Origin of the sequence: Corynebacterium jeikeium (assembly GCF_028609885.1) — a bacterium.
In the GTDB taxonomy this organism is placed as follows: Bacteria; Actinomycetota; Actinomycetes; order Mycobacteriales; family Mycobacteriaceae; genus Corynebacterium; species Corynebacterium jeikeium.
On the sequence record NZ_CP063195.1, the window covers coordinates 1,777,815 to 1,800,335 of the forward strand.

General features: G+C 61.7%; 19 protein-coding genes and 1 tRNA gene. 7 read left to right on the top strand and 13 right to left on the bottom strand.

Features of this window, described 5'->3' with window-relative positions; translation table 11 throughout:
- Positions 1-26 precede the first annotated feature (26 nt).
- Positions 27-548 (top strand): transcription elongation factor GreA, encoded by a 522-nt coding sequence (greA, locus tag CJEIK_RS07895; RefSeq protein WP_005293329.1) that lies wholly within the window; start codon positions 27-29, stop codon positions 546-548.
- Between the two features lie 915 nt (positions 549-1,463).
- On the opposite strand, the gene CJEIK_RS07900 is transcribed toward greA, so the two are convergent.
- Entirely contained in the window at positions 1,464-2,369 is a 906-nt protein-coding gene (locus CJEIK_RS07900; RefSeq protein ID WP_005293335.1) for a Bax inhibitor-1/YccA family protein, read from the bottom strand.
- 300 nt (positions 2,370-2,669) lie between these two features.
- On the opposite strand from CJEIK_RS07900, the gene CJEIK_RS07905 reads away from it, so the two are divergent.
- On the top strand, positions 2,670-4,271 hold the full coding sequence (locus CJEIK_RS07905; protein ID WP_005293336.1) for a succinic semialdehyde dehydrogenase: 1,602 nt from the start codon (positions 2,670-2,672) through the stop codon (positions 4,269-4,271).
- Positions 4,272-4,305: 34 nt separating this feature from the next.
- Here the strand turns inward: CJEIK_RS07905 and CJEIK_RS07910 are convergent, their stop codons facing one another.
- From CJEIK_RS07910 to CJEIK_RS07920, 3 genes are all read right to left on the bottom strand, one after another.
- Positions 4,306-5,379, bottom strand: coding sequence for an NAD(P)-binding domain-containing protein (locus CJEIK_RS07910; RefSeq protein WP_034964439.1), 1,074 nt, complete (start codon positions 5,377-5,379; stop codon positions 4,306-4,308).
- Between the two features lie 7 nt (positions 5,380-5,386).
- Positions 5,387-6,085, bottom strand: a complete 699-nt coding sequence (locus CJEIK_RS07915; protein WP_005293344.1) for an SDR family oxidoreductase — start codon at positions 6,083-6,085, stop codon at positions 5,387-5,389.
- A gap of 105 nt (positions 6,086-6,190) precedes the next feature.
- Positions 6,191-7,864, bottom strand: a complete 1,674-nt coding sequence (locus CJEIK_RS07920; RefSeq protein WP_158076089.1) for a bifunctional ADP-dependent NAD(P)H-hydrate dehydratase/NAD(P)H-hydrate epimerase — start codon at positions 7,862-7,864, stop codon at positions 6,191-6,193.
- Positions 7,865-8,064: 200 nt separating this feature from the next.
- On the opposite strand from CJEIK_RS07920, the gene CJEIK_RS07925 reads away from it, so the two are divergent.
- Entirely contained in the window at positions 8,065-10,149 is a 2,085-nt protein-coding gene (locus tag CJEIK_RS07925; protein WP_005293348.1) for an acyltransferase family protein, read from the top strand.
- A 125-nt stretch (positions 10,150-10,274) separates the two neighbouring features.
- Positions 10,275-11,501, top strand: coding sequence for a hypothetical protein (locus CJEIK_RS07930; RefSeq protein WP_115597265.1), 1,227 nt, complete (start codon positions 10,275-10,277; stop codon positions 11,499-11,501).
- Positions 11,502-11,519: 18 nt separating this feature from the next.
- On the opposite strand, the gene CJEIK_RS07935 is transcribed toward CJEIK_RS07930, so the two are convergent.
- The 8 genes from CJEIK_RS07935 to CJEIK_RS07970 all read right to left on the bottom strand — a co-directional run bounded on the left by CJEIK_RS07935 (position 11,520) and on the right by CJEIK_RS07970 (position 18,471).
- Entirely contained in the window at positions 11,520-12,683 is a 1,164-nt protein-coding gene (locus CJEIK_RS07935) for an acyl-CoA dehydrogenase family protein (RefSeq protein WP_005293352.1), read from the bottom strand.
- A gap of 155 nt (positions 12,684-12,838) precedes the next feature.
- Positions 12,839-12,912: transfer RNA gene (locus CJEIK_RS07940), tRNA-Leu, on the bottom strand.
- Positions 12,903-13,880 carry a Ppx/GppA phosphatase family protein gene (locus tag CJEIK_RS07945; RefSeq protein ID WP_005293353.1) on the bottom strand — a complete coding sequence of 326 codons (978 nt, stop codon included), beginning with the start codon at positions 13,878-13,880 and terminating at the stop codon, positions 12,903-12,905. The genes CJEIK_RS07940 and CJEIK_RS07945 overlap by 10 nt, the downstream gene beginning before the upstream one ends.
- Positions 13,881-13,913: 33 nt before the next feature.
- Complete coding sequence (locus tag CJEIK_RS07950) at positions 13,914-14,480, bottom strand: DUF501 domain-containing protein (RefSeq protein ID WP_005293356.1); 567 nt, start codon at positions 14,478-14,480, stop codon at positions 13,914-13,916.
- Between the two features lie 61 nt (positions 14,481-14,541).
- Complete coding sequence (locus tag CJEIK_RS07955) at positions 14,542-15,252, bottom strand: FtsB family cell division protein (RefSeq protein ID WP_005293359.1); 711 nt, start codon at positions 15,250-15,252, stop codon at positions 14,542-14,544.
- A gap of 117 nt (positions 15,253-15,369) precedes the next feature.
- The gene (gene eno / locus CJEIK_RS07960) at positions 15,370-16,647 is read right to left on the bottom strand and encodes a phosphopyruvate hydratase (protein ID WP_005293362.1); all 1,278 of its coding nucleotides are present in this window, start codon (positions 16,645-16,647) and stop codon (positions 15,370-15,372) included.
- A gap of 213 nt (positions 16,648-16,860) precedes the next feature.
- Positions 16,861-17,730 (bottom strand): lytic transglycosylase domain-containing protein, encoded by an 870-nt coding sequence (locus tag CJEIK_RS07965; RefSeq protein WP_005293365.1) that lies wholly within the window; start codon positions 17,728-17,730, stop codon positions 16,861-16,863.
- Positions 17,731-17,754: 24 nt separating this feature from the next.
- Positions 17,755-18,471, bottom strand: a complete 717-nt coding sequence (locus CJEIK_RS07970) for a metal-dependent transcriptional regulator (protein ID WP_005293367.1) — start codon at positions 18,469-18,471, stop codon at positions 17,755-17,757.
- A gap of 123 nt (positions 18,472-18,594) precedes the next feature.
- Here CJEIK_RS07970 and CJEIK_RS07975 point away from each other — a divergent pair, with 123 nt between their 5' ends.
- From CJEIK_RS07975 to CJEIK_RS07985, 3 genes are read left to right on the top strand one after another with little or no spacing between them, the layout of a single operon-like run.
- A complete protein-coding gene (locus CJEIK_RS07975; RefSeq protein ID WP_034964447.1) occupies positions 18,595-19,509 on the top strand; it encodes a metal ABC transporter solute-binding protein, Zn/Mn family in 915 nt (304 codons plus the stop codon).
- Positions 19,510-20,319: a metal ABC transporter ATP-binding protein gene (locus tag CJEIK_RS07980; RefSeq protein WP_005293372.1), complete on the top strand. Its 810-nt coding sequence runs from the start codon at positions 19,510-19,512 to the stop codon at positions 20,317-20,319.
- Positions 20,316-21,173, top strand: coding sequence for a metal ABC transporter permease (locus CJEIK_RS07985; protein WP_005293374.1), 858 nt, complete (start codon positions 20,316-20,318; stop codon positions 21,171-21,173). The genes CJEIK_RS07980 and CJEIK_RS07985 overlap by 4 nt, the downstream gene beginning before the upstream one ends.
- Here CJEIK_RS07985 and CJEIK_RS07990 read toward each other — a convergent pair.
- The gene (locus tag CJEIK_RS07990) at positions 21,170-22,504 is read right to left on the bottom strand and encodes a MazG nucleotide pyrophosphohydrolase domain-containing protein (protein ID WP_034964451.1); all 1,335 of its coding nucleotides are present in this window, start codon (positions 22,502-22,504) and stop codon (positions 21,170-21,172) included. The two genes, CJEIK_RS07985 and CJEIK_RS07990, sit on opposite strands and share 4 nt — an antisense overlap.
- Positions 22,505-22,521 lie beyond the last annotated feature (17 nt).

Here is a 22,521-nt window from a genome sequence, read left to right on the forward strand (position 1 = left end):
ACCTTCAACGAAGATGGGAGAACCCAATGGCCGAGAACCAGACTCGCTGGCTGACCCAGGAATCTTACGACCGACTGAATACAGAACTGACGGCTCTGAAGGAAAACCGTCCGGTGCTGGCAGCCGAGATTAACGAGCGCCGCGAAGAGGGCGACTTGAAGGAGAACGGCGGCTACCACGCAGCCCGCGAACAGCAGGGCCAGGAGGAAGCACGCATCACCTACCTGGAGGAGCTGCTGGATAGCGCCACCATCGGTGAGGCTCCGCAGGAGTCCGGCGTGGCACTGGTTGGTTCCGTGATCCACGTTTACTACGACGGCGACGAGGACGATAAGGAGACCTTCCTGATCGGTACCCGTGGCCTGGAGTCTTCCAACCCGGACCTGGAGACCTACTCCACCGATGCTCCGCTGGGCGCGGCCATCGTCGGCGCCAAGGTTGGCGAGACCCGCGAGTACCAGACCCCTGCCGGCGATACTGTATCTGTGACGATCGTTTCGGCTGAGCCTTACGACCCGGACCTGGACGTTCCGCGCGCGGATCAGTAGTTTCCGGCGGCTAGCGGCACAATTACTACTTTGCTGGCGCTGGACGGCTGATCGCGGCCGATACTTATCGAGAAGGGCGCCTTCGGGCGCCCTTTCTTGTTTTCCTCTGTTTTCAGGTCTCCCTGCAGGGCCCAATGATGCCCGACAGCGCCCGGCACTCGCCCCGGCGGCACCTCTCCCACCCAGGCAGCGGCCATTGCGACCCCTCTGAGCGGTTAGATGTCGGAAAAGTTGCAATTTATTATTGGAAGACATTCCCACTTACCTAAACCCGCAGGTCAGAGTGTTTTGTTACTCACGCGTCGTAAGCTGGAAATTTTGTTTTGCAACTTTTCCGACATCTAGGCCTGAGACCTGCATCTTTTCCGACATTTCCCGCCCCACACTCACTTTTCTCTACCCCGCCATTCCCCTTAGCCCCATCCTGAAAGAGGTTAAACCTCCAGATGTCGCCAGATCGGGAATATACAGGGAGACGTGTCGTCAGATCGGGAATACGCAGGAGGGAACCCCTCCAAATCAGGGCTATACCGGGGTGGATGTCGCTAGAACGGGAATGCGTTCTTGCAAACTATTTGCAACTTCGAGAAAGTGCAGGTCAGGACGTTGCGGTTTTATCAGGCTGACTGGCCGCGCTCACGCATTCCCGATCTAACGACATTCCTCCGCCCAAGCTGCAAAACTCCCCCGCACACCGACAGCCAAGTCGCTGCTCTCCCGCACACCGGCGTCCAAGTCGCCGCTCTCCCACGCACCGACAGCCAACTTTCCCGCCCCCATGCGACAGCCTCTCCTATGGGCAGCAATAAAGGGGCTCCCGGTTAACCGGAAGCCCCTCAACCTACAGCGCCTCAGAATTTAAAACTTAGGCACCTAATGCACAGGCTCCAAAGCTCGGCGCCAGGCGCTGAAATGCTAGTCCCTGAAGTAAGACAGCAGGCGCAGGATCTCGGTGTACAGCCAGACCAGAGTAACGGCCAGGCCAAGCGCTACACCCCAAGCCATCTTCGACGGAGCGCCAGCGCGGACCAGACGGTCAGCCTGGTCAAAGTCCAACAGGAAGCTCATGGCAGCAATGCCGATGCAAACCAGGGAGAAGATGATGGCGATCGGGCCACCGTCTCGCAGGGCACCTGCGGACCCTGTAACCAGTGCAAACACCAGGTTGCCCAGTGCCAGAACCAAGGTGCCGATCATGGCCGCAACCAGGAAGCGAGTGAACTTCGGGGTCACACGAATAGCACCGGTCTTGTATACAAACAGCATGCCGATGAACACGCCAATGGTTCCCAGAACCGCCTGGGCAATGAGCATACCGGCGTCAGTATCGCCAACGGCAGCACCAGACACCAGGAACGTAAAGCCACCAACAAACAAGCCCTCAAAAGCCGCGTAGGTCAGCGTGACCGGCGCGGAGTCGTACTTCTTGCCGAAAGCAGAAACCAAAACGGCGATCAGGCCACCGATCATGCCGACGAAGGTTAGGCCCATCGCGATGCCAGAGTAGCTCAGGCCGATGATGAAGTTCACCACCGCCAGAGCAATGATCACGGCCAGCGTGATGCCGGTCTTCGTAACCACGTCATCGACGGTCATCGGACGGTCGGCGCTGCCGGCCTGGCCGTAGTTAGCCGCATCCTGCATGCCGTAGCCCATAGCGGCGGTCTGAACACCGCCGTGCGCGGAGGTTGCGTAAGGGTTCATTCCCTGCTGACCGTAACCGCCCTGCTGGCCGTAGCCACCCTGGTTGCCCTGTTGTGCGAACGGGTGCTGGCCCTGGTTCTTGGCCAGCGACCCCATGAACGGGTTCGAGCTCTTCATTCTTCAGTACTCCAAAATTGTGCTGGTCATTGTCTGTGCCGGCGCCTAGGAACTGGTCGGGACTAGTTCGGGAATTGGTCGCCGGCGCTTTCGCGTACATCCTACCAACGGCTAAGCCTGTTCAAAGGTTCCCACAAACAGAATCCGCTCTCCCCCGAGCAGGGGTCACGCTCGTACACCCCATTAGCGGGCACCTCATTCACCGGCACCCATTCACGGGCCATCAACCTGCCCATCCATTTGCTTAGAAATGTTCTAGATCGAACACACTCTCCCGGCCTTTTAGGTAGTGTCCCAAACATGAAACGAACCAACTATAAGCGCCTATCCGTAGCCGCTCTGCCCACCGACCTGGAATTAGAGCTGCGCGAACTCACCACCAACGCCCGCCTACACAACCTCAATGACGACTACGACGGCAAGCGCCTGGAGATCGAGGCTCCCTTCCTCGGGGAGACGATCGGTTGGGTTGCCAGCGGTGACGCCGACGATGTCACCGAAGCATTCCGCTTCGCCCGTCGCGCCCAGCAGTCTTGGGTGCATGTCCCCTTCGCCGAGCGCAAGCGCATCTTCCGCCGTTTCCACGACCTGGTTTTGAAAAACGCCGACCTACTCTGCGACATGGTGCAGCTAGAGACAGGCAAGAACCGCGCCAGCTCCTTCGACGAGGTCATGGACGTCGCCAACAATTCGCGTTACTACTCCAACAATGTCGAGAAGTTCATGAAGCCGCGCAAGCGCGCCTCGGCGATGTCGATCATGGCGAAGTCCGTTGAGTACCGTCATCCGCTGGGCGTTGTTGGCCAAATCAGCCCTTGGAATTACCCGCTGTCCCTCGGCATTGGCGACGCGATCCCCGCGCTTCTCGCCGGAAACGCTGTGGTCGCTAAGCCCGACTCTGCTACGCCGTTTACCTCGCTTTTGGTCTTTAAGTTTCTTTTTGACGCCGGACTGCCGCGCGACCTGGTGCAGTTAGTTACCGGTTCCGGCCGAGTAGTTGGTAGCGCCATTGCGGATCAGTGCGACTTCTTGATGTTCACTGGCTCCACTGCAACGGGCAAGGTTTTGGGCGAGCAGGTTGGCCGGCGCCTGATCGGCTACTCGGCCGAGCTGGGCGGTAAGAACCCGCTGATTATTGCCAATGACGCGGACATCAGCTACGCCGCCCGCGGCGCTATCGATGCGTGCTTCTCTAACTCCGGCCAGCTGTGTGTTTCCATCGAGCGCATCTATGTCGAGCGCGCGTCCTATGAAGATTTTGTGGGCGCTTTCACCTCTCGCGTGCAGTCCATGAGCCTTGGCAGTGGCTTCGAGTGGGAGACACAGATGGGCTCTCTGGCTTCCGCTAGCCAGCTGGAGACCGTGGAGAAGTACGTCGAAGATGCCCGCGAGAAGGGCGCGAACATCCTGTGTGGTGGAAAGAAGCGTCCGGACCTAGGCCCGTATTTCTACGAGCCGACAGTAATGGTGGACGTTCCGGAGGATGCGTTGCTGCGTACCGAGGAGGTCTTCGGCCCGGTGGTTTACATCGAGCCGGTAGAAGACCTGTACGACGCGATCGAGCTGGCCAATGACACGGACTACGGCCTGAACGCCTCTGTATTTGCCGCCGATGACACTGCTTGGAAGATCGGCCCGAAGATCGAGTCCGGTTCCGTGGCCTTGAACGATGGCTACACCTCCAGCTGGGCGGCCATCGACAACCCCATGGGTGGCATGAAGGAATCCGGTGTCTCCCACCGCCATGGCGCGGAGGGGTTGCAGAAGTACACGGCAACACAGAACGTCACTTCGCAGCGCTTCATGTACTTCCGCGGGCCGGAGTCCCTTAGCCGGAAGAGCTTCTCCAAGGCCATGCTCTCACTGCTGAAGGCCGGCAAGACCTTCCGCATGCTGCCGTAGCTGCGTCTTCCGCCGCGCGACGTTCGCACGACTGTCACCCTCGGGTGGCCGCCACTACCTCGGCGGCCACCCTTTTTGCGTGCACTCCTACGCCGGTGATGGTGGCGGAACCGGGACCCACCCAATCGCCATAGCCCACGAGGAACAGGCCGGGGTGCTGGGGCGAGGGGGCGTCACCACGAAAAGAGAGCAACCCGCGAAAAGGGCCGAGGGCGGGGCGGAACCCGGTACACCAGATGAGGTGGTCGGCGGAAACGTCATCAAGGGTGGAGAACATCGGCGTGGGGCGCAGGCGGCCGGTATCGCGGGCGCGGCGGACTGCGGGGAGCATGACGATGTCTCCCAGGTTGGAATCGGCGCCGGGGTCTTCCCTACCCGCCGAGATGGCAAGGTAGCGTTCGCGATTGCGGCGGAAGAGCTCCGCGCCATCGACGTCGTCAGGCATCCAACGCGGTGGATGGCGGACGAACCAGGTGACCTCGGCGACATCGGCCAGGTCGGCGGCGATCTGCGCACCCGAGTTCGCCGCTCCGACGACGGCCACGGTGGAACCGGCGAATGGCTCCGGCCCCGGATAGGAGGCGGTGTGCCACTGTCGCCCGGCAAACTCGCCCGGATAGTAGGGAACGAAAGGCGCGGACCACGTGCCCGTGGCGGCGGCGACGGTGCGGGCGCGCCAGGTGTGGGAATGCAAGGTGCGGGAGGCGCCGCCAGCTGTGCGGGCATGCAGATGAAACAGCCCGGTCGAGTCGTCGAACTCCACCCGTTCGATATGGACGGGGCGGACGACGGGCAGATCGTAACGACGCTCGTATTCCCGCAGGTAGTCCACCACATGGTCGGGCGGTGGATAGCCCTTAGGCCCGTCGTAGCTGGGCATCGGCATGCCCGGGAGGTTGGAGAAGTTGGTGGCGGAGAACAACGTCATCGACGGCCACATGTGCCGCCAGGCCCCGCCCGGCTCCAGCTGATCATCAAACACCGCAAAGTCAGGGGCCTTGCGGCCCCGCCTTCCCTCCCGGCGCAAATAGAAGGCCGTGGCGAGGGCGGACTGGCCGCCGCCGACAATGGCGCAGTCCAGGATGCGGTTTGGATCTGGGCGTGCCATGCAATACTTAGCGCCCATTGACCGGGCGGATCGTCAGCGACTCGACCATGGCATCGTCTGTCGCATCAATGGCCAGGCGCACGGCCTTCGCCACCGATTCCGGGCGCAGGTACTGGGTTTCGTCGTAATCCGCTTCGGCCACGCCGCGGTGGGTCTGGATCTGGCGCTGCATGTCGGAATCGACCTTGCCCGGGTGAATAGAGCTCACTCGGATCTTGTCGCGCTGCTCCTCCCGCAGCGCATCGGTGTAGGCGCGCAGAGCGAACTTCGTGGTGGCGTACGGGCCAAAGCCCACGCTGGAGCGGAAGCCCGCGCCGGAGTTGATCGTCACTACAGTGCCGTGAGCCGCCTGCAGTGCATCGAGCAGCTGCCGAGTGAGCTCCGCAACGGCAAACAGGTTGATGTCAAAGGCGTGTTTCCACTGTTCAGGAGTGGTTTCGGTGACCGGATCGTGCGCCACCACGCCTGCCGAGTGCACCAACACGTCGAGCCTTTCCAGCCCCAGCTCTGCCACGGCCGCACCAATACCTTCCGTATCAGCAAGGTCCGCCACGAAGCCCTGTGCACTCGGGAACTGCGCGGCAACGTCGTGGGCCTTCTCCGAGCTGCCACCGATGATCAGGTGGTAGTCATCCTGCAATTCGCGGGCAATCGCCAGGCCGATGCCTCGAGTGCCGCCGGTGATCAATGCGGTTTTCCGATCCATTGCTGCTTTTCCTCTCCCTGCTATTCCCTGCTATTGGATTCTGATTTGGCTATTGGATTCTGGTTTTGTGTTTATGCGCGATCTGGCCCCCACACGGCCAGGGTTCTACCCCTGCGCCACTGTGCCCAGCCATGCCGTTGCATGCGGAATGTGCTGTGCGATCTTCAGTGCTGAGGTCGGTGCCGGACCGTACGGTGTAAGGGAAGATATATATGACGCCGCAGCGTGGATCGCTACACCAACCGCAGCTGTATCGACCACGTAGTCAGCCTCGTGCGCTTCCGATTCGTACTGCCCGGCTTCTAGGTATCCAGTGGCCCGAGCCCGTTTGCCGGCGTCGCGCGCGACCAATGCTCCCAGAATGCCCGCGAGTACGTCGCCGGAGCCAGGAGTGGCAGCCCAGGAGGACGCAGTGTCGACAACCACGGTGCGCATTGGGTTGGCGATGATAGTGAAGCGTCCTTTTAGCAAAACCGTGCAATTCAGCTCGCGGGCCAGCCGCTCAGTGGAGGTTATCCGGTCCGGTGACTCCTCCGGCAGCCCGGCTGCCTTCGCCAGCCGGTCGAATTCCCCATCATGCGGGGTGAGCAGCGTGGGAGCGTTACGCGTACGTAGGATCTCCAGAACGTCTGGGTTCTTCGCTAGGACGGTGATCGCGTCGGCGTCCAAAACCAAGGGCTGCACCATGTCTAAAACGGCGAGCAGTTCTTCGCGAGCATCGCGGTCAGTGCCGCGACCTGAGCCCACCATGCGCGCCTGCACCTGACCCGCCCCGCGGACGGCGGGGTGCACGACAACCTCCGGGGTGGTGGCCAAAACGTATTCAGGGTGTTCGCCGATGTAGCGCACCATCGAGCTGGTGGTGTTGACCGCCGCGAGTGTGGCCAACACGCCTGCTCCCAGATAGTCTTTACTGCCCGCGCAGATACCCACTACCCCGCCGGAGTACTTATCGTCCACTGCGCCTGGTTCGCTGGGCAGTTCCCCGGGCAGTGGTTCCGGGCTGCCGAGTAGCTGCGCGATCATTTCCTCCGACGCGAGGCGCTCGACCGGCGTGTGCCACAAAGAGACAGCGCTTTGGGCATTTTCGGCGCTTTGGAGGTTTTCGGCTTTCGCCAGCTCTGCAGAGAGCGTGGAGCCATCGTCTAGTCCAATGTCTTCGCACAGCACCGCGCCGCACGCAGCGCTGAGGCCGTGCGCTCGGCGCAGGCCACCGAAGGTGACGGTTACGTCGGCACGAACATGCCTGCCCGGCGTCTTCCCAGTATCGGCAACCACACCGCTCGGAATGTCAATGGCTAGCACGCGCACCCGGCGCTTCCCGCCAATGCGAACCCCCTGGGCCTCCCGCAAGAATTCATCGACCTCCACAGGGATCTCGCCTCGTCCGCCGAGGCCAAACATCCCGTCGACGATCACGCGATAGCTGTCTGCGTGTTCCAGACCGACGAAGCTTCCACCGGCCGCCGTGAACGCCCGCGCGGCACGTTCGTGCACGCTATCAGCGCCTTCGAGCGGGTAGGCCTCAACCTTCTTTCCCTGCATCGAAAGAACTGCACCTGCGTACAAGGCATCGCCACCGTTGCCGCCTGGACCGACCAGCAGCAACACGGAATCCTCTGCAGCGCCCGCCGGCGCCTCTGCCTGAGCGAGTATTTTCTCCGTCACGACCGCCACTGCGTGCGCAGCGGACTGCATCAGCTCGTCCTCCCGCTGCTCGCGGGCGAACAAAGCAGACTCTGCGGTGCGGATGTCCTGGACGGTATAGAGAGTGCGCATATCTCCCATGATAAGTGTGCAGCGCACTCTCCCCTGCGTTCGAACCAAACCCCAACACGCGCCCACGTAGGGGCGTCCAGAAAATCGTTTCCCAAAGGCTCTCCAAAGGGCTAGACTGCGTAGTCTGTAAAGGCGCGCCGGCGGCGCCCATAAAACCTCATAAGCACCTCATTTTTGAAAAAAAGGTTCATTCGCTTCACATGCCTCGCCCAATAAACAAGAATCAGCGGTACGTATCCGGACTGGATGGCCTGCGGACGATCGCAGTTGCTGTGGTTGTGCTGTATCACCTGCACGTTCCCGGCTTCGTCGGAGGCCTCATGGGCGTGGGCGTGTTCTTTACGCTCTCGGGTTACCTCATCACCGCGAACCTCATGCGTTCGTGGGATAAGAAGGGCAACTTGACGCTCCGCACCTTCTGGCTGCGCAGATTCCGGCGCCTCATGCCGGCGGTGATTGTCACACTGATCGCCACCCTGATCCTGACGGCGGCGCTCGCTCGTGACGAGCTCACCGAGCGCTTTTGGGAGGCACTTTCCGCCCTGTTCTACGTGAACAACTGGCACACCATCTTCCAAGAGAAGTCCTACTGGGATAACTTCGGCGGACCGAGCCCGCTGAGCCACATGTGGTCACTATCCGTCGAAGAGCAGTTCTACCTTTTCTGGCCCCTGGTGCTCCTCGCGCTGCTGGTTATAACCCGTTCGCGGATTGGTGCGCTGGTTGGGACCTTACTGCTGACGGGAGTTTCTTTTGCCTGGATGTGGAAGCTGGCCGCCCCGGGGATGGACAACACCCGCGCATACGAAGGCACCGATACCCGCGCCGGAGCCCTTCTGTTGGGTGCGTGCCTGGCGATCTGGCTATCCTCCCGCCGCCAAGCAGGAAAATCCACCGAGCCTGCGAAAACCACCGCGAACCTGTTCGGCTTTATCGGCCTGGCGGGCATCGTTGCGCTCGTCGTGCTGGTGGAACAGGAGTCGATGTTCCTTTACCACGGCGGGTTGATCCTGCTTTCCGTTGCTTCTGTGCTGGCGATTTTCTCCGTCCTGCATCCAGATAGCCTGTGGAGCCGGGTGTTGGGCTTTGGTCCCATCCGCTGGCTCGGCGAGCGTTCCTATGGCATCTACCTGTGGCACATGCCTGCGATTGCCTTCATACCGCAGTCGTGGTTGGAGAACAACAAGTTACTGGCCAGCCTTATCACCATTGGCGTGAGCGTCGCGCTGGCCGCCATCAGTTGGACGCTTATCGAGGATCCGATCCGCAAGCACGGCGTGATCCCGCCGGTCAAGGCATGGCTGCGCAGCCGCAAAGCAGACCGTGAGGTTGGCGACAACAACGAGAACTCAGGCGCACGGTCGGGTATCTTCCGACAACCTTTCCCCACCTATTTCACTTCCGGTGCCGCGGTGGTGCTGGCCGCGGTGGTTGCTATTGGTGCGACGCCCATTGGCATCAACCCCACGGCATCTCAGCAGGAAGCTGGCGCGGGCAAGGGCGGCGAGCCAGCGATGGAGCTGGATCCGTCGCAGCGTCCGGGTGGCGCTGGAAAGGCTGCAGGTTCTCCGAACCCCGCCGCGGAAGGGCCTGCTTCCCCCGTGGACCAGGAACCGGATTCCAAGCTGATGAGCTGTAAGCGCGTGGTGCACGTCGGTGATTCCACGTCCATCGGCATGTTTGCGAACGACATGGTGAATGATCCCGAGAACACTGCCTTCGAGACGTATCTGAAGTACGGTGCCGAGGAAGTCATCGACAGTGTCTTCGGCGCGCGCAACACCACCGAGGGCTGGCAGTCCGAAGACGGCACGCAGAGCTACCCACCGGCGATCGACTCCGTAAAGGAGCTACTGCCTACCGCCGCTGGCCCGGATACCTGCTGGGTGATCGCTACTGGTGTAAACGATGCTGCGAACTACGCAGCGGGCGCAAACCTGGCTGCCCCGGAACGTATCAAGATCATGATGGACATTCTGGGCGACCAGAAGGTCATGTGGCCGACGGTCACCACCAACACCAACGAGGGCTACTACGCGAACTCCAACATGGAGGAGTTCAACCAAGCGCTGCGTGACGCGCAGAAGGATTACCCGAACCTGCGGATCTACGACTGGGCTGCCGAGGCGAAGCCCGAGTGGTTCGCCGAGGGCGATTTCGCCCACTACGGCCCCGAGGGCAACAGTCAGCGCGCCGAACGCTTCCCCGCCGCTCTCGCCAAGGCCTACCCGAAGTCGAAGGGCGGCCAGCCTTCCGACGAATTGGTAGTGAACTCCGGACTATAGGGGGCAAACTCCCCAGAACGTGCAGAAACACACTAAGCTTCTGTACGTTCTTTTTTAATGTAAGGCTTATGTGGCGCGCGTGAAATCAGCGCTCATGAGCGGTTCAACGTGTAGGAGCCCCAAGCGTGGAATCACCGGAAAACGCCAGCCGGAAGCAACCGGACCAGCGAAGCCAACGAAACCAGTGGAACTCGCAGAGCTCACGGACTCCGACTGACTCTAGCCACCCTCGCGCATCTCGCGCCTCGCGCAACGAGTGGAAGAACGTGGTGCGCTCGGACGAGACCCCAGCCGCGGAAACCGATGTGGAGGCTGGCTCCACCACGCACCCCTCCACGGAACCCTTCGCACCAGTATCGCCGCCCCAACAGCCGGCCTCCAACCCCCTTGTTGCCCCAAACCCCGGCGTCGGCCCAGCGGCCAACCCGGTCGGCAGCCCGGCCGCCAGTCTGATCGCCAGTCCAGCCGCCAACCTAGGCCCAGCGCCCGTGTTCGGCCCGGGGATGGCTCCCCCACCTGCGGCAGCGCAGGCCATGGCACAGGTTCAACCGCCGAGGAAGACTTCGGTAATTCTGCCGATAATCGTCACCTTCATCGTCTGCCTCCTGTTGCTGGCAGGCGGCCTGTTCGGCTACAAGAAGCTCACCGAGCCCTCTGACAACGAGGCTAATCCGGGCAAGCCCTCCGCAGCCGCAGGCGCAGCGCCTGACGCGGGGGCCGACGAAGCGTCCGATGCAGAGCCAGTCGCGGAAGACTCCGATAGTGGGAGCGAATCCGATGGATCCGGCGAGTCCGAGGAGCAGTTCGACGCCGCTGACCTGATCCCACGGATGGCCTCAATGACGGTGCCCGACTTCAGCGTGCTCGAAGACGCCGAACGCACCGATGAAACGAGTTTTCCGGCCGTCACCTTGAGCGATGGCGTATACGGCGAACCCGGCTATGGCTTCAACATCCAGCTCGGCAGCAACGATCCAAGCGGCGATCGTGGCAAAATCTCCCCGATCTACGCACAAGGCGACCTTAACGGGGACGGGGAGGACGAAATAGTCGTGCAAATGTACAGCAACCAGGGAGGAAACAGCTACGTCAACCACTTCGTGGTGTACGACAAGAACCTCACTCCGATGGGATACACCCAGGTGGATGACCTCGACGAAGATCTGCCGACTATGGGCCGACGTGGCCAAACAGTCGACGAAGTGAAGGTCGAGGATGGAAAGCTGTTCTTCGACTACCTCGGATACGGCGATTCAGACCCCATGTCCTCCCCTTCCCAGCGCACACAGGTCTACCTGACCTGGAATGGCGGCACGGACTTCGAGCTGGCCGAGCCGCCAACCTTCCTCTGACCCCCTAGCCCAGTCTCGCTAGTCCTGCTTAAACTCGCGGGCGATCAGCAGCTTCATGATCTCGTTCGTACCGCCGTAGATGCGCTGTACGCGGGCATCCGTGTACATGCGGGAGATCGGGTACTCGCGCATGAAACCGTAGCCACCGAACAGTTGCAGGCAGCGATCCGCCACGGAACTCTGTAGGTCGGAGGCCAGATACTTCGCGGCAGAAGCTTGCGCGGTCGTCAACTTACCCTCGATGTGTAGCGCCGTGCAGTGGTCGGTCAGCGTCTTCGCTGCCAGCGTCTCGCTCGCGCACTCGGCCAGAACGAACTGGGTGTTCTGGAATCCCAGGATCGGGCGGCCGAACGCCTCGCGCTCGTTGACGTAACGGATGGTTTCGCGCACGGCCCCCTCGCAAGCGGATGAACCGCCAATAGCCAGGATCAAGCGCTCCTGTGGCAGCTGCTGCATCAACTGCACGAAGCCCATACCTTCCTGCCCGCCCAGCAGGTTATCGGCAGGCACTCGCATGTCGGTAAAGAACAGCTCGCGGGTGTCCTGACCACGCTGACCGATCTTATCCAGCACGCGGCCACGCTCGAAGCCCTCTAGATCCTGGGTTTCAGCGACGATCAAGGACAGTCCCCTGCCGCCCGGCTGGTCGTTAGTGCGAGCGACGATCACCACGACGTCGCAGTGCGTGCCGTTGGTGATGAAAGTCTTCGAGCCGTTAATCACCCACTCATCGCCATCCAGCTCTGCACGGGTCTTGATCGCCTGCAGGTCGGAACCGGTGCCGGGCTCGGTCATGGCGATCGCACCAACCAGCTCACCACTGGCCATTCCCGGCAGCCAGCGCTTACGCTGCTCCTCCGTGCCGAGTTGGTAGATGTAGTGGGCGACGATCACGGAATGCACACCGTTGTGCCAAGCAGAGTTGCCAGCCAAGGCGAGCTCCTGCTGGATTACCGCTTCGTGGGCGAAGGTGCCACCGCCTCCGCCGTACTCCTCGGGGATGGAAGCGCACAGCAGGCCAGCATCGCCAGCTTTGTTCCAAAACTCGCGCTCCACCTGGTGGTTTTCTTCCCACTTCAGCTCGTTGGGAGTTACCTCCCTAGCGATAAACTCGCGGGCGTGCAGGCGTAGGGCGTCAGTTTCCTCGGTTTCCCAAGTTGCGCGGTAGTTATCCAGGATCATGTCGATGGCTCCCTCAAAAGTGAATCCTCAAAAGTGAATCAAAGCGCCGGCGTGTATTTTTGCCGACGAAATACTTTCTTGGAAACAACGCTACAGTAGCCTGACCGTGATCTGGCTCACTTTCAAAAAGGGGCTCTAAAAGAGAAACAAAAAAGTCCCCCCAGTCGGACTCGAACCGACACTGAACGGATTTTAAGTCCGCTGCCTCTGCCAATTGGGCTATAGGGGGCGTGCCATGACCTCAGCCAGCATCCCGTCCAATATATCCTTTTCGCTAACCGTGATCTCACTTAGCCCCCAATCAAGGAACTGGCTCGCGAAAGTGTCCACCACGATTGAGCCGCCACCGATCACATCCGCGCGGCCCGGGTGCATAGGCCCGTATTCGCAGCGCTGGGGTGGCGTCAATCCCAAAAGATTGCGCGCCGTGGCGCGGAAGTCCTCTAGCGACAGGACGGCCATGTGGATAGCCCGGGAATCATACTCGGAAAGCCCCAGGGTGATGGCGGCAAGGGTGGTCATGGTGCCCGCCACGCCCACGACCTGATCCACGTCGCGCAGATCCACGTGGGAGCGCACCTGCTCCATCAGCTCCCCTACAAAATCGCGCGCCTCAGCCACCTGCTGCTCTGTCGGCGGCTGGTCATGCAAGAACCGTTCCGTCAGGCGTACACAACCCATGTTGGCCGAGAAAGCCTGTGGCTCGCGCCCCGGGCCGTGCACGACGAACTCGGTAGAGCCACCGCCCAGGTCGATCACACACACCGTGCGGTCCAGCGCATCCTGCAGATCCGTAATGGCCCCACGGAAGCTAAGCTCCGCCTCCTGCTCGCCGGAAATCACCTGTGCCACCGCCCCCTCGCGCACTCGGCCCAGGTGCCGGCGAGTGATGTCGAAGAACTCCTCGCGGTTAGCCGCATCGCGGGTGGCGGAAGTCGCCCCCATCATCACGTCCACCACGCCATATTCGACCATGCGATCGGCGTAGACCTGCAAGGCTTTGTCCACGCGCTGCAGCGCTTCGTCGGCGAAACGGCCCGTGGCATCCACCCCCTGGCCCAAGCGCACAATGATGTTATCCCTGTTGAGCTCGTTGATTTGCCCGTCTGGTGTGCGCTCGCTAATCAGAAGACGGATGGAGTTTGTTCCGCAATCAATAGCGGCGAAGCGGGGGCTCTTGTTTTGGACGGTGCTCATAGCTCCCCAGGCTACCCTGCGACACCTCGGTAGCTACTCTGCGACGCTTGCGGCTTCCATAGACGTGCCCAGCGAGGCTGCCGTCGGCCAGTCTGCAGGCAGCGCCGTACCCTCAAGCTTCGGGTTGTTCTCAATGGCCAGTGCGACAGCCTCGGTACCTAGGCGCACTCGCTGCGGCCCCTCCGCCAGGGCATAGGCAATCAGCACGTGCAGGCACTTCACACGGTCGGGCATGCCACCGCCGGAGAAGTCCGTGCCCAAGTCCTCCATCTTGTTGCGCTCCGCTAGGTAATGCTCGTGCGCAGCCTGGTAGTCGGCCGCCAGATCTTCGTCTTCAGGCAACCGGGCCTGCATAGTCTTCATCACGCCTGCGACCTCCAGTCGGGAGGCTTCGGCGGTCAAGCGCGGGTCCGTCAGGTAGTACAGCGTGGGGAACGGAGTACCATCCGGCAACTTCGGTTGGGTCTTCACCACAGCGGGAACCCCATCCGGCGTGTAGTAGCTGACCTCAACCACACCCCGCAACGGACGGCCGAGTTGCTGGCGCATTACCTCCAGGTCGTCTTCGGTCGGCGGGCCGGGCTGGCGTTGGTTAGTCATGAATTCCCTCGGTTCCTCTGTTCGGGTATCTCGCTCTAGTTGGCTGAACTGTTTGGGTTGTCTAGTTAGCTGGTGCGGGCGCTGGCGCCTGTTCTGGCGCTGCGGGCTGTTCCTGCTCCGGGTTTTCTTCCGGCACTGTTGGCAGCTTGTGGTCTTCGCTCGCCGGATCGTCTTCCTTCAATTCTTCCTCCGGCGTGGAAATCGAGTCCCACAGCTGGGCGTACCAGTCGCGGTTGCCTTCGCCCTCACCCTGGGACTCTTCGTCCGTTTCGGTGCCTAGCTCGTCAGCGTGGATCTTCGGGGAGATGATGCGATATGCCGACTCCCCCGGCTCGATCAGCCCCAGGCGCGTGCGAGCCTGTTCCTTGATGTAGTCCTCATCGCGGTAGCGGTTAAGCTCGCTGGTGAGCTCCGCTTTTTCCTTCTCCTGCACCTCAATCTTCTGGTTCAGCTGCGCCAGCTCGGCGCGTTGCTCGAAGTAGTTACGCAGCGGGTTGGCGATGGAAACCGCCAGGAAAATCACCAGTACCAGCGCCACGAGCCACGTTGTGGGGCTCATGTTCTTCGGCACCTCTACAAAGGAGCGCGCCATGCGTTTCGGCGCGGTCTGCGCGCGCGCCCGACGCCTCTCGCGCCTCTCGATCGACCGTGCTCGAGGCAAGCGGGCGGACTCGGGGCGGCTGTTTTCTGGCCCCTCTTTTTCGGACGCCACGTCTGCGCGTGGCTGATCCTCCGGCTCCTTGTCCGGTTCGCCCTTGGTCGATTTGCTCATGGTCTACAGAGTCTAGCGAAGCGAGGCTGAAATGCGAGTAGCCCACGGCCATCGGCTGGATGGCTGTGGGCTACCTGGGGCTACTGAGCCTTGCGCTCCTTGGGGAGCGCCTAACACTTACTTGGTGAAACGAGGGAAGGCGGAGCGGCCTGCGTAGACGGCTGCATCGCCCAGGATCTCCTCGATACGCAGCAGCTGGTTGTACTTGGCAACACGCTCGGAGCGAGCCGGAGCACCGGTCTTGATCTGGCCGCAGTTCAGGGCGACGGCCAGGTCGGCGATGGTGGTGTCCTCAGTCTCACCGGAGCGGTGGGACATCATGCTGCGGTAGCCGTTGCGGTGTGCCAGTTCGACAGCGTCGAAGGTCTCGGTCAGGGTACCGATCTGGTTTACCTTCACCAGCAGCGCGTTGGCTGCCTTCTCCTCGATGCCCTTGGCCAGACGCTGCGGGTTGGTGACGAAGAAGTCATCGCCGACAATCTGAACCTTGTCGCCGATCTTGGCGGTCAGGGCGGTGTAGCCCTCCCAGTCGTCTTCCTGCAGCGGGTCCTCGATGGAGACAATCGGGTACTCCTCGATCAGGCCCTCGTAGACCTTCGCCATCTCCTCGGCGGTGTGCTCGCCGCCCTCGAAGTGGTACTTGCCGTCCTTGAAGAACTCGGAGGAGGCAACGTCCAGCGCCAGGGCGACGTCCTCGCCGACCTTGAAACCGGCCTTTTCGATAGCCTCGACGATCAAGTCCAGGGCTGCCTTGGTGGAATCGACGGACGGAGCGAAGCCGCCCTCGTCGCCCAGGCCGGTGGACAGGCCCTTGTCCTTAATGACCTTCTTCAGAGTGTGGTAAACCTCGGCGCCAACGCGCAGCGCCTCGGAGAAAGTCTCGGCGCCGATCGGGGCGATCATGAACTCCTGGACGTCCACGCCGGAGTCTGCGTGTGCGCCACCGTTGAGGATGTTCATCATCGGTACCGGCAGCACGTGGGCGTTCGGGCCGCCGACGTAGCGGAACAGCGGCAGGTCGGCGGACTCTGCAGCGGCACGGGCAACAGCCATGGAAACACCCAGGATGGCGTTGGCGCCCAGCTTGGACTTGTTCTCAGTGCCGTCCAGGTCGCGCATCAGCTGGTCGATCAGACGCTGATCGTCTGCCTCCACGCCCATCAGCTCTTCGTCGATGTCCTCGATAACGTTCTTGACGGCATTGAGAACGCCCTTGCCCTGGTAGCGCTCGCCGCCATCACGCAGCTCGTGCGCCTCGTGCACACCGGTGGAAGCACCGGAGGGAACGGCTGCGCGACCGAAGGAGCCGTCGTCTAGAAGTACGTCTACCTCGACGGTCGGGTTACCGCGGGAATCGATGATTTCGCGTGCATCAATGTTGAGGATCAGGGCCATGTGTCTGCCTCCTTGGCATGTGGCATTGGGTGCCAAACTGTTGATTATCTGTTCTTGGGTTAACAGCTAACAAAGGTCTCCACCGCAGCACTTGGTAGCCCACAGGTGGCACCGAGCACAGCGGTCTACTCCCATTGTGGCACCGCCAGAATTTTTTCGCCGTCACGCGGGCAAATCCTGGCCAAAACCACCCCTCCCTAAAGGGGGAATGGCCTACTGCGGCGACTGGCCAATCGCGTAGTTCGCCGCTGCGTCGCGTACCTGCACGACGTACTCGTTGGAAAGGTTGTACCCCTTGATCGCGCTCTTCCAACCACTTTCGGTGCTAAGGTCGCGCCCTTCTCTACACAGTAGTTTGGTCGCGGTGGCGGCGGCGTCGTAGACGCTCTGCGGATTCTTCTTACCGTCGCCATCTGCGTCCACCCCGTAGATCTTCCAGGATTCGGGGATGAATTGCATCGGCCCCAGCGCACGGTCGTATTCGCGGTCGCCGTCTAGACGCCCGCCGTCGGTATCCTCCACCTTGGCGAACTCGCGGCCGTTGAGCTGCGGGCCGATGATGTCGGGCTCGGCGATGCCGTCGTCGTTGAGTTTGGACGCCCCGAATCGCTCGCCGTCGTAGGTCCCGTGGCGGGTCTCTACGTAACCGAGCCCGGCCAGCGTATTCCAGGACAGGTTGCAGGCGGGGGTCTCGTTCCGAGCGAAGCCTTCGGCCTTTCCGTAGGCCATGAGGGCCTGCAGAGGGATGTTTAGCTCCTCGGACTTCGGCTTAGCCCAGTCCAGAGCCTGCTGGTATGCGCGGTCGCTGTCTTGCGGGTCGAAGTCCGGCGCGGGACTCGCGGCCTTCGGCGGGATATCCGTGGGCACCGGCAGGCGGTCGGATTCGGCGCCACGGTCACTGGTGACGAACCCTGCCACCAGGTAACCGACCAGGGCGATGATACCCAGCAGCGCGATAACCACTACGAAGAATCCGCAACCACCCAGCAGCCCCCGGTTCGGGCGGCTTCCGGCTGCGTCGTCATCCCACACAGAATCGTTTGGTTCGATCCTCTGCGGGCGGCGATAGTGGTTCGACGCCATGGATGTCCTTCCTGCTTCTTTTTCTTAGGCCTTCTTGGGCTTCTCAGTGTGACCGCTCTGCGAATTCTTATCGGCTGCGCTTACCAACACTGCGCTTAGGCTACTCGCTGGGAGCTGAACCCTGGTTTCCGACTCGGCGATGTGCAACTCCGCCATATCTGCGAATACACGCTCGCCGACGGTGATGTGAACCCCGGGGAGCACGCCGTGCTCGGTGAGATAACGCACCAGGGCAGCATCCCTGTCGCTGATGCGATCCACGATGAGCTGTTCGCCCGTGTGGGCGTCCGAAAGAAGGAAAGCCGAGCTCGCAGGAATGTGTCCACCCTCGTCGGGAATAGGGTCACCGTGCGGGTCACGGGTGGGGTTGTTCAGCAGGCTGGCGATGCGATCGACGAAGGTTTCGGAAACCGCATGCTCTAAAACCTCGGCCTCGTCGTGCACCTCATCCAGGCCGTAGCCCAAGTGGTTGCACAGAAAAGTCTCGATCAGGCGGTGACGACGCACCATGGCCAGGGCAATCTTTCGACCCGCTTCACTGAGCTCGATGTCGCCATAAGGGGCGTGGTCGACGAGCCCTTGGGCGGCGAGACGCTTGATCGCCTCGGAGGCCGTGGAAGGGCGCTGGTCCATGTGCCTGGCCAAGACGGAGAGGGAAACTCCACCTCCAGACCACTCCTGCAGATCGAAGATCTTCTTCAGGTAATCCTGGGACCTCTCGGGAAGGTCTGTGACATGCATGTCGACCAGTGTACGGGGGTGATCGGGGTTTTAAGAACTCAAGGGTGTGGATTAAGCTGCACTATATTGTTCAATACATTGAACATTATGCCCCTTACTATCGGAAGGTTTATTACCTTGAAAATGAAGCCCAGTAAGAAGCTAGTGGCAACTCTGTGCACCACAATCCTCGCAGTTGCAGGCACCACCGCCTGCAATAGCGAGAACACACCCGATGAAAAAGCCGAGGTTCTAACGACTTTCACCATCTTGGAAGACATCACCTCCAACATCGCCGGCGATACCCTCACCGTGCGCTCACTAACCCAACCCGGCGCGGAGGTTCACGGCTACGACCCCACCCCCAGCGACATCGCCGCCGCGTCCGAAGCGGAGCTCATCATCAACAACGGACTGGGACTGGAACACTGGCTGGACAAGCTGACCGCAGACAGCTCCGCCCAGCGCACCACTGCCAGCGACGGCGTGAAGCCCATCAACATCAAGGGCACCGATCAGCCCAACCCACACGCCTGGATGAGCCCCACCCTCGCCAAAACCTATGTGGACAACATCGTCCAGGCCTTGAGCGACCTGCGTCCGGAAAACGCAAAGACCTACGAGGACAACGGCAAGAAGTACAAAGACAAGCTCGACGACGTGCAGACCGAGCTCCAGGACGGCCTGAAATCCCTGCCCCGCCACCAGCGGACACTGATGAGCTGTGAGGGTGCCTTCAGCTACCTCACCCACGATGCCGGCATGAAGGAGGGCTACATCTGGCCTGTCAACACCGAGGGCGAGATCACTCCCCAGCAAATCACCCAGGCAGCCGATTTCGTCAAGGACAATGACGTCCCCGCTGTTTTCTGCGAATCTACAGTGGAGCCCGGGCCGAAGGAACAGCTCATGCGAGATACCGGCGCCCGCGACGGCGGTACACTGTACGTCGACTCGCTCTCCGAAGCCGACGGTCCTGTACCGACCTACCTCGACCTTCTTTCTTACGACGCCCAAACCATCGTCAGCGGACTCACGGGCAAGAATCCGGAGGAATAGATGAACTCGCCACACTCTTCCCCCTCCCCCGCGCTGGTCGTCGACAATGTGCACGTGAGTTACGGCCACGTCGATGCTCTCACCGGCGTAAACCTGCAGCTCGGCTTCGGCCAGATCACCGCCTTGATCGGCATGAACGGCGCGGGCAAATCCACCCTGTTCAAAGCCATCATGGGGCTGGTGCGCCCCACCTCCGGGAGCATAACGGTCAACGCCACCGGCTCACGCGGCACGGTGGCCTACGTCCCTCAACACGACCACGTGGACTGGAACTTCCCCATCAGCGTGCGCGACATTGTTGCCAGCGGACGGCGCCGCGCACGCTCCAAGGTAGGCCTGCTACCGCAGGGTTCGGCGCTATGGGGGCTGAAGAGTTGGCGTCAAGAGAAAAGAGAAAACAACCGCATCATCGACGCGGCATTGCGGCAGACCGGACTGACCGACCTGCAGAACCGCCCCGTCGGCGCGCTATCAGGTGGCCAGCGCAAGCGCGTTTTCGTAGCACGCGGCATCGCGCAGGAGGCGAAAATCATGCTGCTGGACGAACCCTTCGCAGGGGTGGATACGCAGTCACAATCGCAGATCACCGCACTGCTACACGAGCTCGCCGAGGCCGGGACAGCGCTACTGATCTCCACACACGATTTGGACCGGCTGCCGGAACTGTGCGACAACGTGGCTATGCTCAACCGGCGGATCGTGGCCGAAGGGGCGCTGGAAGAGGTTCTGACAGCAGAGAACCTCGCGCGCACCTTCAGCACCAACACGGCGGACGCACAGCTGGTCGCTAGTGAGGAGGCGCAGCGATGAGCACACTTTCGACTCTTTTCGACCCAATCCTGGTGCCCCTGAGCTACAGCTTCGTACAGCGGGCGGTGCTCGCCGCCAGCGTGATGGCCGTGGTCGCGGGACTACTGAGCTGCTGGCTGATCTTGGTGGGCTGGTCACTGCTAGGCGATGCGGTCTCCCACGCCGTGCTGCCCGGTGTGGTGCTGGCCTACATCACCGGAGCGCCCTTCGCCGTCGGTGCGATGCTGGCCGCACTCATCGCCGTCGGCCTGGTCGGCTCGGTAAAGGAAAGAACCACCCTGCGGGAGGACACCTCCATCGGCATTGTCTTCACCACCTTCTTCGCCCTCGGACTAGTGCTTCTTTCTGTGACGCCTAGCGGCACGCACTTACAGGAGATCCTGTTCGGCAACCTGCTGGGCATAACGCAGTCCGCGCTGTGGCAGATCCTGGCCATTGGAGGCATCGCGTTTGTGGTGTTGCTGGCGAATGCACGCACGTTTACTCTGTGGGCTTTTGACGCCGAACACTCCAGAACCATGGGCTTCAATACGAAGGCCATACGGTGGGCACTGTTGGCGTGCCTGGCGTGCGTGGTGGTGGCCAGCGCCCAGGCCGTTGGCGTGATCTTGGTGGTAGCAATGCTGATTACCCCCGGCGCAACCGCTTACCTGTGGACGCGCCGCTTCCGCCACATGCTGCTTATTGCCCCGTTGGTGGCGTGGGTCAGCTGCATCACGGGCATCCTGCTGAGCTTCAACGTAGACGTATCCACTGGCGGCACCATCGTGCTGGTACAGTCGGCCATCTTCGGGCTGACGTACCTCTTCGCCCCACGTGAAGGCCTGGTACGCAGTTTTCTAACGCGGCGCTAGTTGCCCTGCTGCTGGCTCCCTGGCTGCTGGGGGTTGGGATGCTGAGGCTTGTGCTGTTGGGACTGCAGCTTCTCGCGGAACGCCGCAACAGCATCGTGTAGGCGGCGCTCTGCCTCACCGGGGCTATCTAGCTCCAGGCCAACCATCGGGTAGCGGATGTCGGTCGGGATGTCCTTGTCTGGTAGCCCCAGCTGGCGCGCCTCAGCGATGACGGCCTCCGCGGCGGTCAAAGCGCTAGTGCCGGTCGAATCTGCGGCCGTAGCAACATTGCCACTAGGCGCGACGGAGTCGGAGGGACCTGCGGCGCCTGCAGGGCCTGCCGCTGCAGCGGGCGCGTGAACGGCTGGGAACTGCTCCGCGTGTGGTTCCTGGCGGGGCTGTACAGATTCGGCCTGCTTCTCGGCCGCCTTCTGCTCAGCTTCCTTTTTGGCCTCGCTGTAGCGCAGGTAGTCCTCACCGAAACTGCGGATCCGCTGGGCTTCCTCTTCCTTTTTGCCTTCCGCCCACAGGCGGTCCTGCTCCTGGCGCGGAACCTGGCGCTCGACCTCCTCAAACAGGTAGGGGGCGCGAGCGCGCAGCTTCGCCGAAAACGCCCCGGCCACGTGACCAATGTCGAAGGCGCCACGGCGGTTCGCGATCTCCGCGTGGAAAAGCACCTGCAGCAAAACATCCGACAGCTCGGCACATAGATCCTGCTCGATCCACTCCGGGCGCGTAGCTCCTTGACCTTCGCCCTCGGGCTTCCAGTTTTCCATCAGGTCGATAGTGCGCGCGAGCTCCTCAGTTTCCTCCCGCAGGAACTTCACCAGGCTGGCGTGGGTCATGGACTGCTCCCACTCCCCCTGGCGCAGAGCACGCGCCATTAGCGCCACCGCGTCCTCGATTTCATCCATCACGGAAGCCGGAACTTCGGTGCGCGTCGTGCGGCGCAGGCCGGCCACAGCCGCAGTGTGCTCGTCGGTCCCGACGATCTCGCCGTCCACCACGCCATCGCCCGAGTGGGTGATCTCGGCTGCGTCTTCCCCGTCGGTGGCGTCACTAACAGAAGAGCTACCGGCCTCCAGCTCGCGGGCAGGCTCCATGTGCACCTTGAGGCTCGGCGCGGTGATGAGCTCCTCACCAGCTTCGATGCGGTTAACGACAGCCTCGTTTTCCAGATCCGTCGTGACGATGATGTCGGACTCATCGACCGTGTGGCCGCCCAGATCCGCAATAACCCAGCGGACGCGGATGGGCACCTCCTCCGTGTAGCAAACATCTCCACGAAGCAGATCGACGGCATCCACGGGAATCATCGCGGGGAAACGGGGATCTAGTAATACGACTGACATGGCGGTTATTCTAGCGC

Bases quoted from the DNA above. Each gene is read 5' to 3' on its own strand.
- CJEIK_RS07950 (WP_005293356.1), bottom strand. From the start codon at position 14,480: ATGACTAACCAACGCCAGCCCGGCCCGCCGACCGAAGACGACCTGGAG.
- CJEIK_RS07920 (WP_158076089.1), bottom strand. From the start codon at position 7,864: ATGCGCACTCTCTATACCGTCCAGGACATCCGCACCGCAGAGTCTGCT.
- eno (WP_005293362.1), bottom strand. From the start codon at position 16,647: ATGGCCCTGATCCTCAACATTGATGCACGCGAAATCATCGATTCCCGC.
- CJEIK_RS07945 (WP_005293353.1), bottom strand. From the start codon at position 13,880: ATGAGCACCGTCCAAAACAAGAGCCCCCGCTTCGCCGCTATTGATTGC.
- CJEIK_RS07990 (WP_034964451.1), bottom strand. From the start codon at position 22,504: ATGTCAGTCGTATTACTAGATCCCCGTTTCCCCGCGATGATTCCCGTG.
- CJEIK_RS07975 (WP_034964447.1), top strand. From the start codon at position 18,595: ATGAAGCCCAGTAAGAAGCTAGTGGCAACTCTGTGCACCACAATCCTC.
- CJEIK_RS07935 (WP_005293352.1), bottom strand. From the start codon at position 12,683: ATGATCCTGGATAACTACCGCGCAACTTGGGAAACCGAGGAAACTGAC.
- CJEIK_RS07965 (WP_005293365.1), bottom strand. From the start codon at position 17,730: ATGGCGTCGAACCACTATCGCCGCCCGCAGAGGATCGAACCAAACGAT.
- CJEIK_RS07925 (WP_005293348.1), top strand. From the start codon at position 8,065: ATGCCTCGCCCAATAAACAAGAATCAGCGGTACGTATCCGGACTGGAT.
- greA (WP_005293329.1), top strand. From the start codon at position 27: ATGGCCGAGAACCAGACTCGCTGGCTGACCCAGGAATCTTACGACCGA.
- CJEIK_RS07910 (WP_034964439.1), bottom strand. From the start codon at position 5,379: ATGGCACGCCCAGATCCAAACCGCATCCTGGACTGCGCCATTGTCGGC.
- CJEIK_RS07970 (WP_005293367.1), bottom strand. From the start codon at position 18,471: ATGCATGTCACAGACCTTCCCGAGAGGTCCCAGGATTACCTGAAGAAG.
- CJEIK_RS07915 (WP_005293344.1), bottom strand. From the start codon at position 6,085: ATGGATCGGAAAACCGCATTGATCACCGGCGGCACTCGAGGCATCGGC.
- CJEIK_RS07980 (WP_005293372.1), top strand. From the start codon at position 19,510: ATGAACTCGCCACACTCTTCCCCCTCCCCCGCGCTGGTCGTCGACAAT.
- CJEIK_RS07985 (WP_005293374.1), top strand. From the start codon at position 20,316: ATGAGCACACTTTCGACTCTTTTCGACCCAATCCTGGTGCCCCTGAGC.
- CJEIK_RS07905 (WP_005293336.1), top strand. From the start codon at position 2,670: ATGAAACGAACCAACTATAAGCGCCTATCCGTAGCCGCTCTGCCCACC.
- CJEIK_RS07955 (WP_005293359.1), bottom strand. From the start codon at position 15,252: ATGAGCAAATCGACCAAGGGCGAACCGGACAAGGAGCCGGAGGATCAG.
- CJEIK_RS07900 (WP_005293335.1), bottom strand. From the start codon at position 2,369: ATGAAGAGCTCGAACCCGTTCATGGGGTCGCTGGCCAAGAACCAGGGC.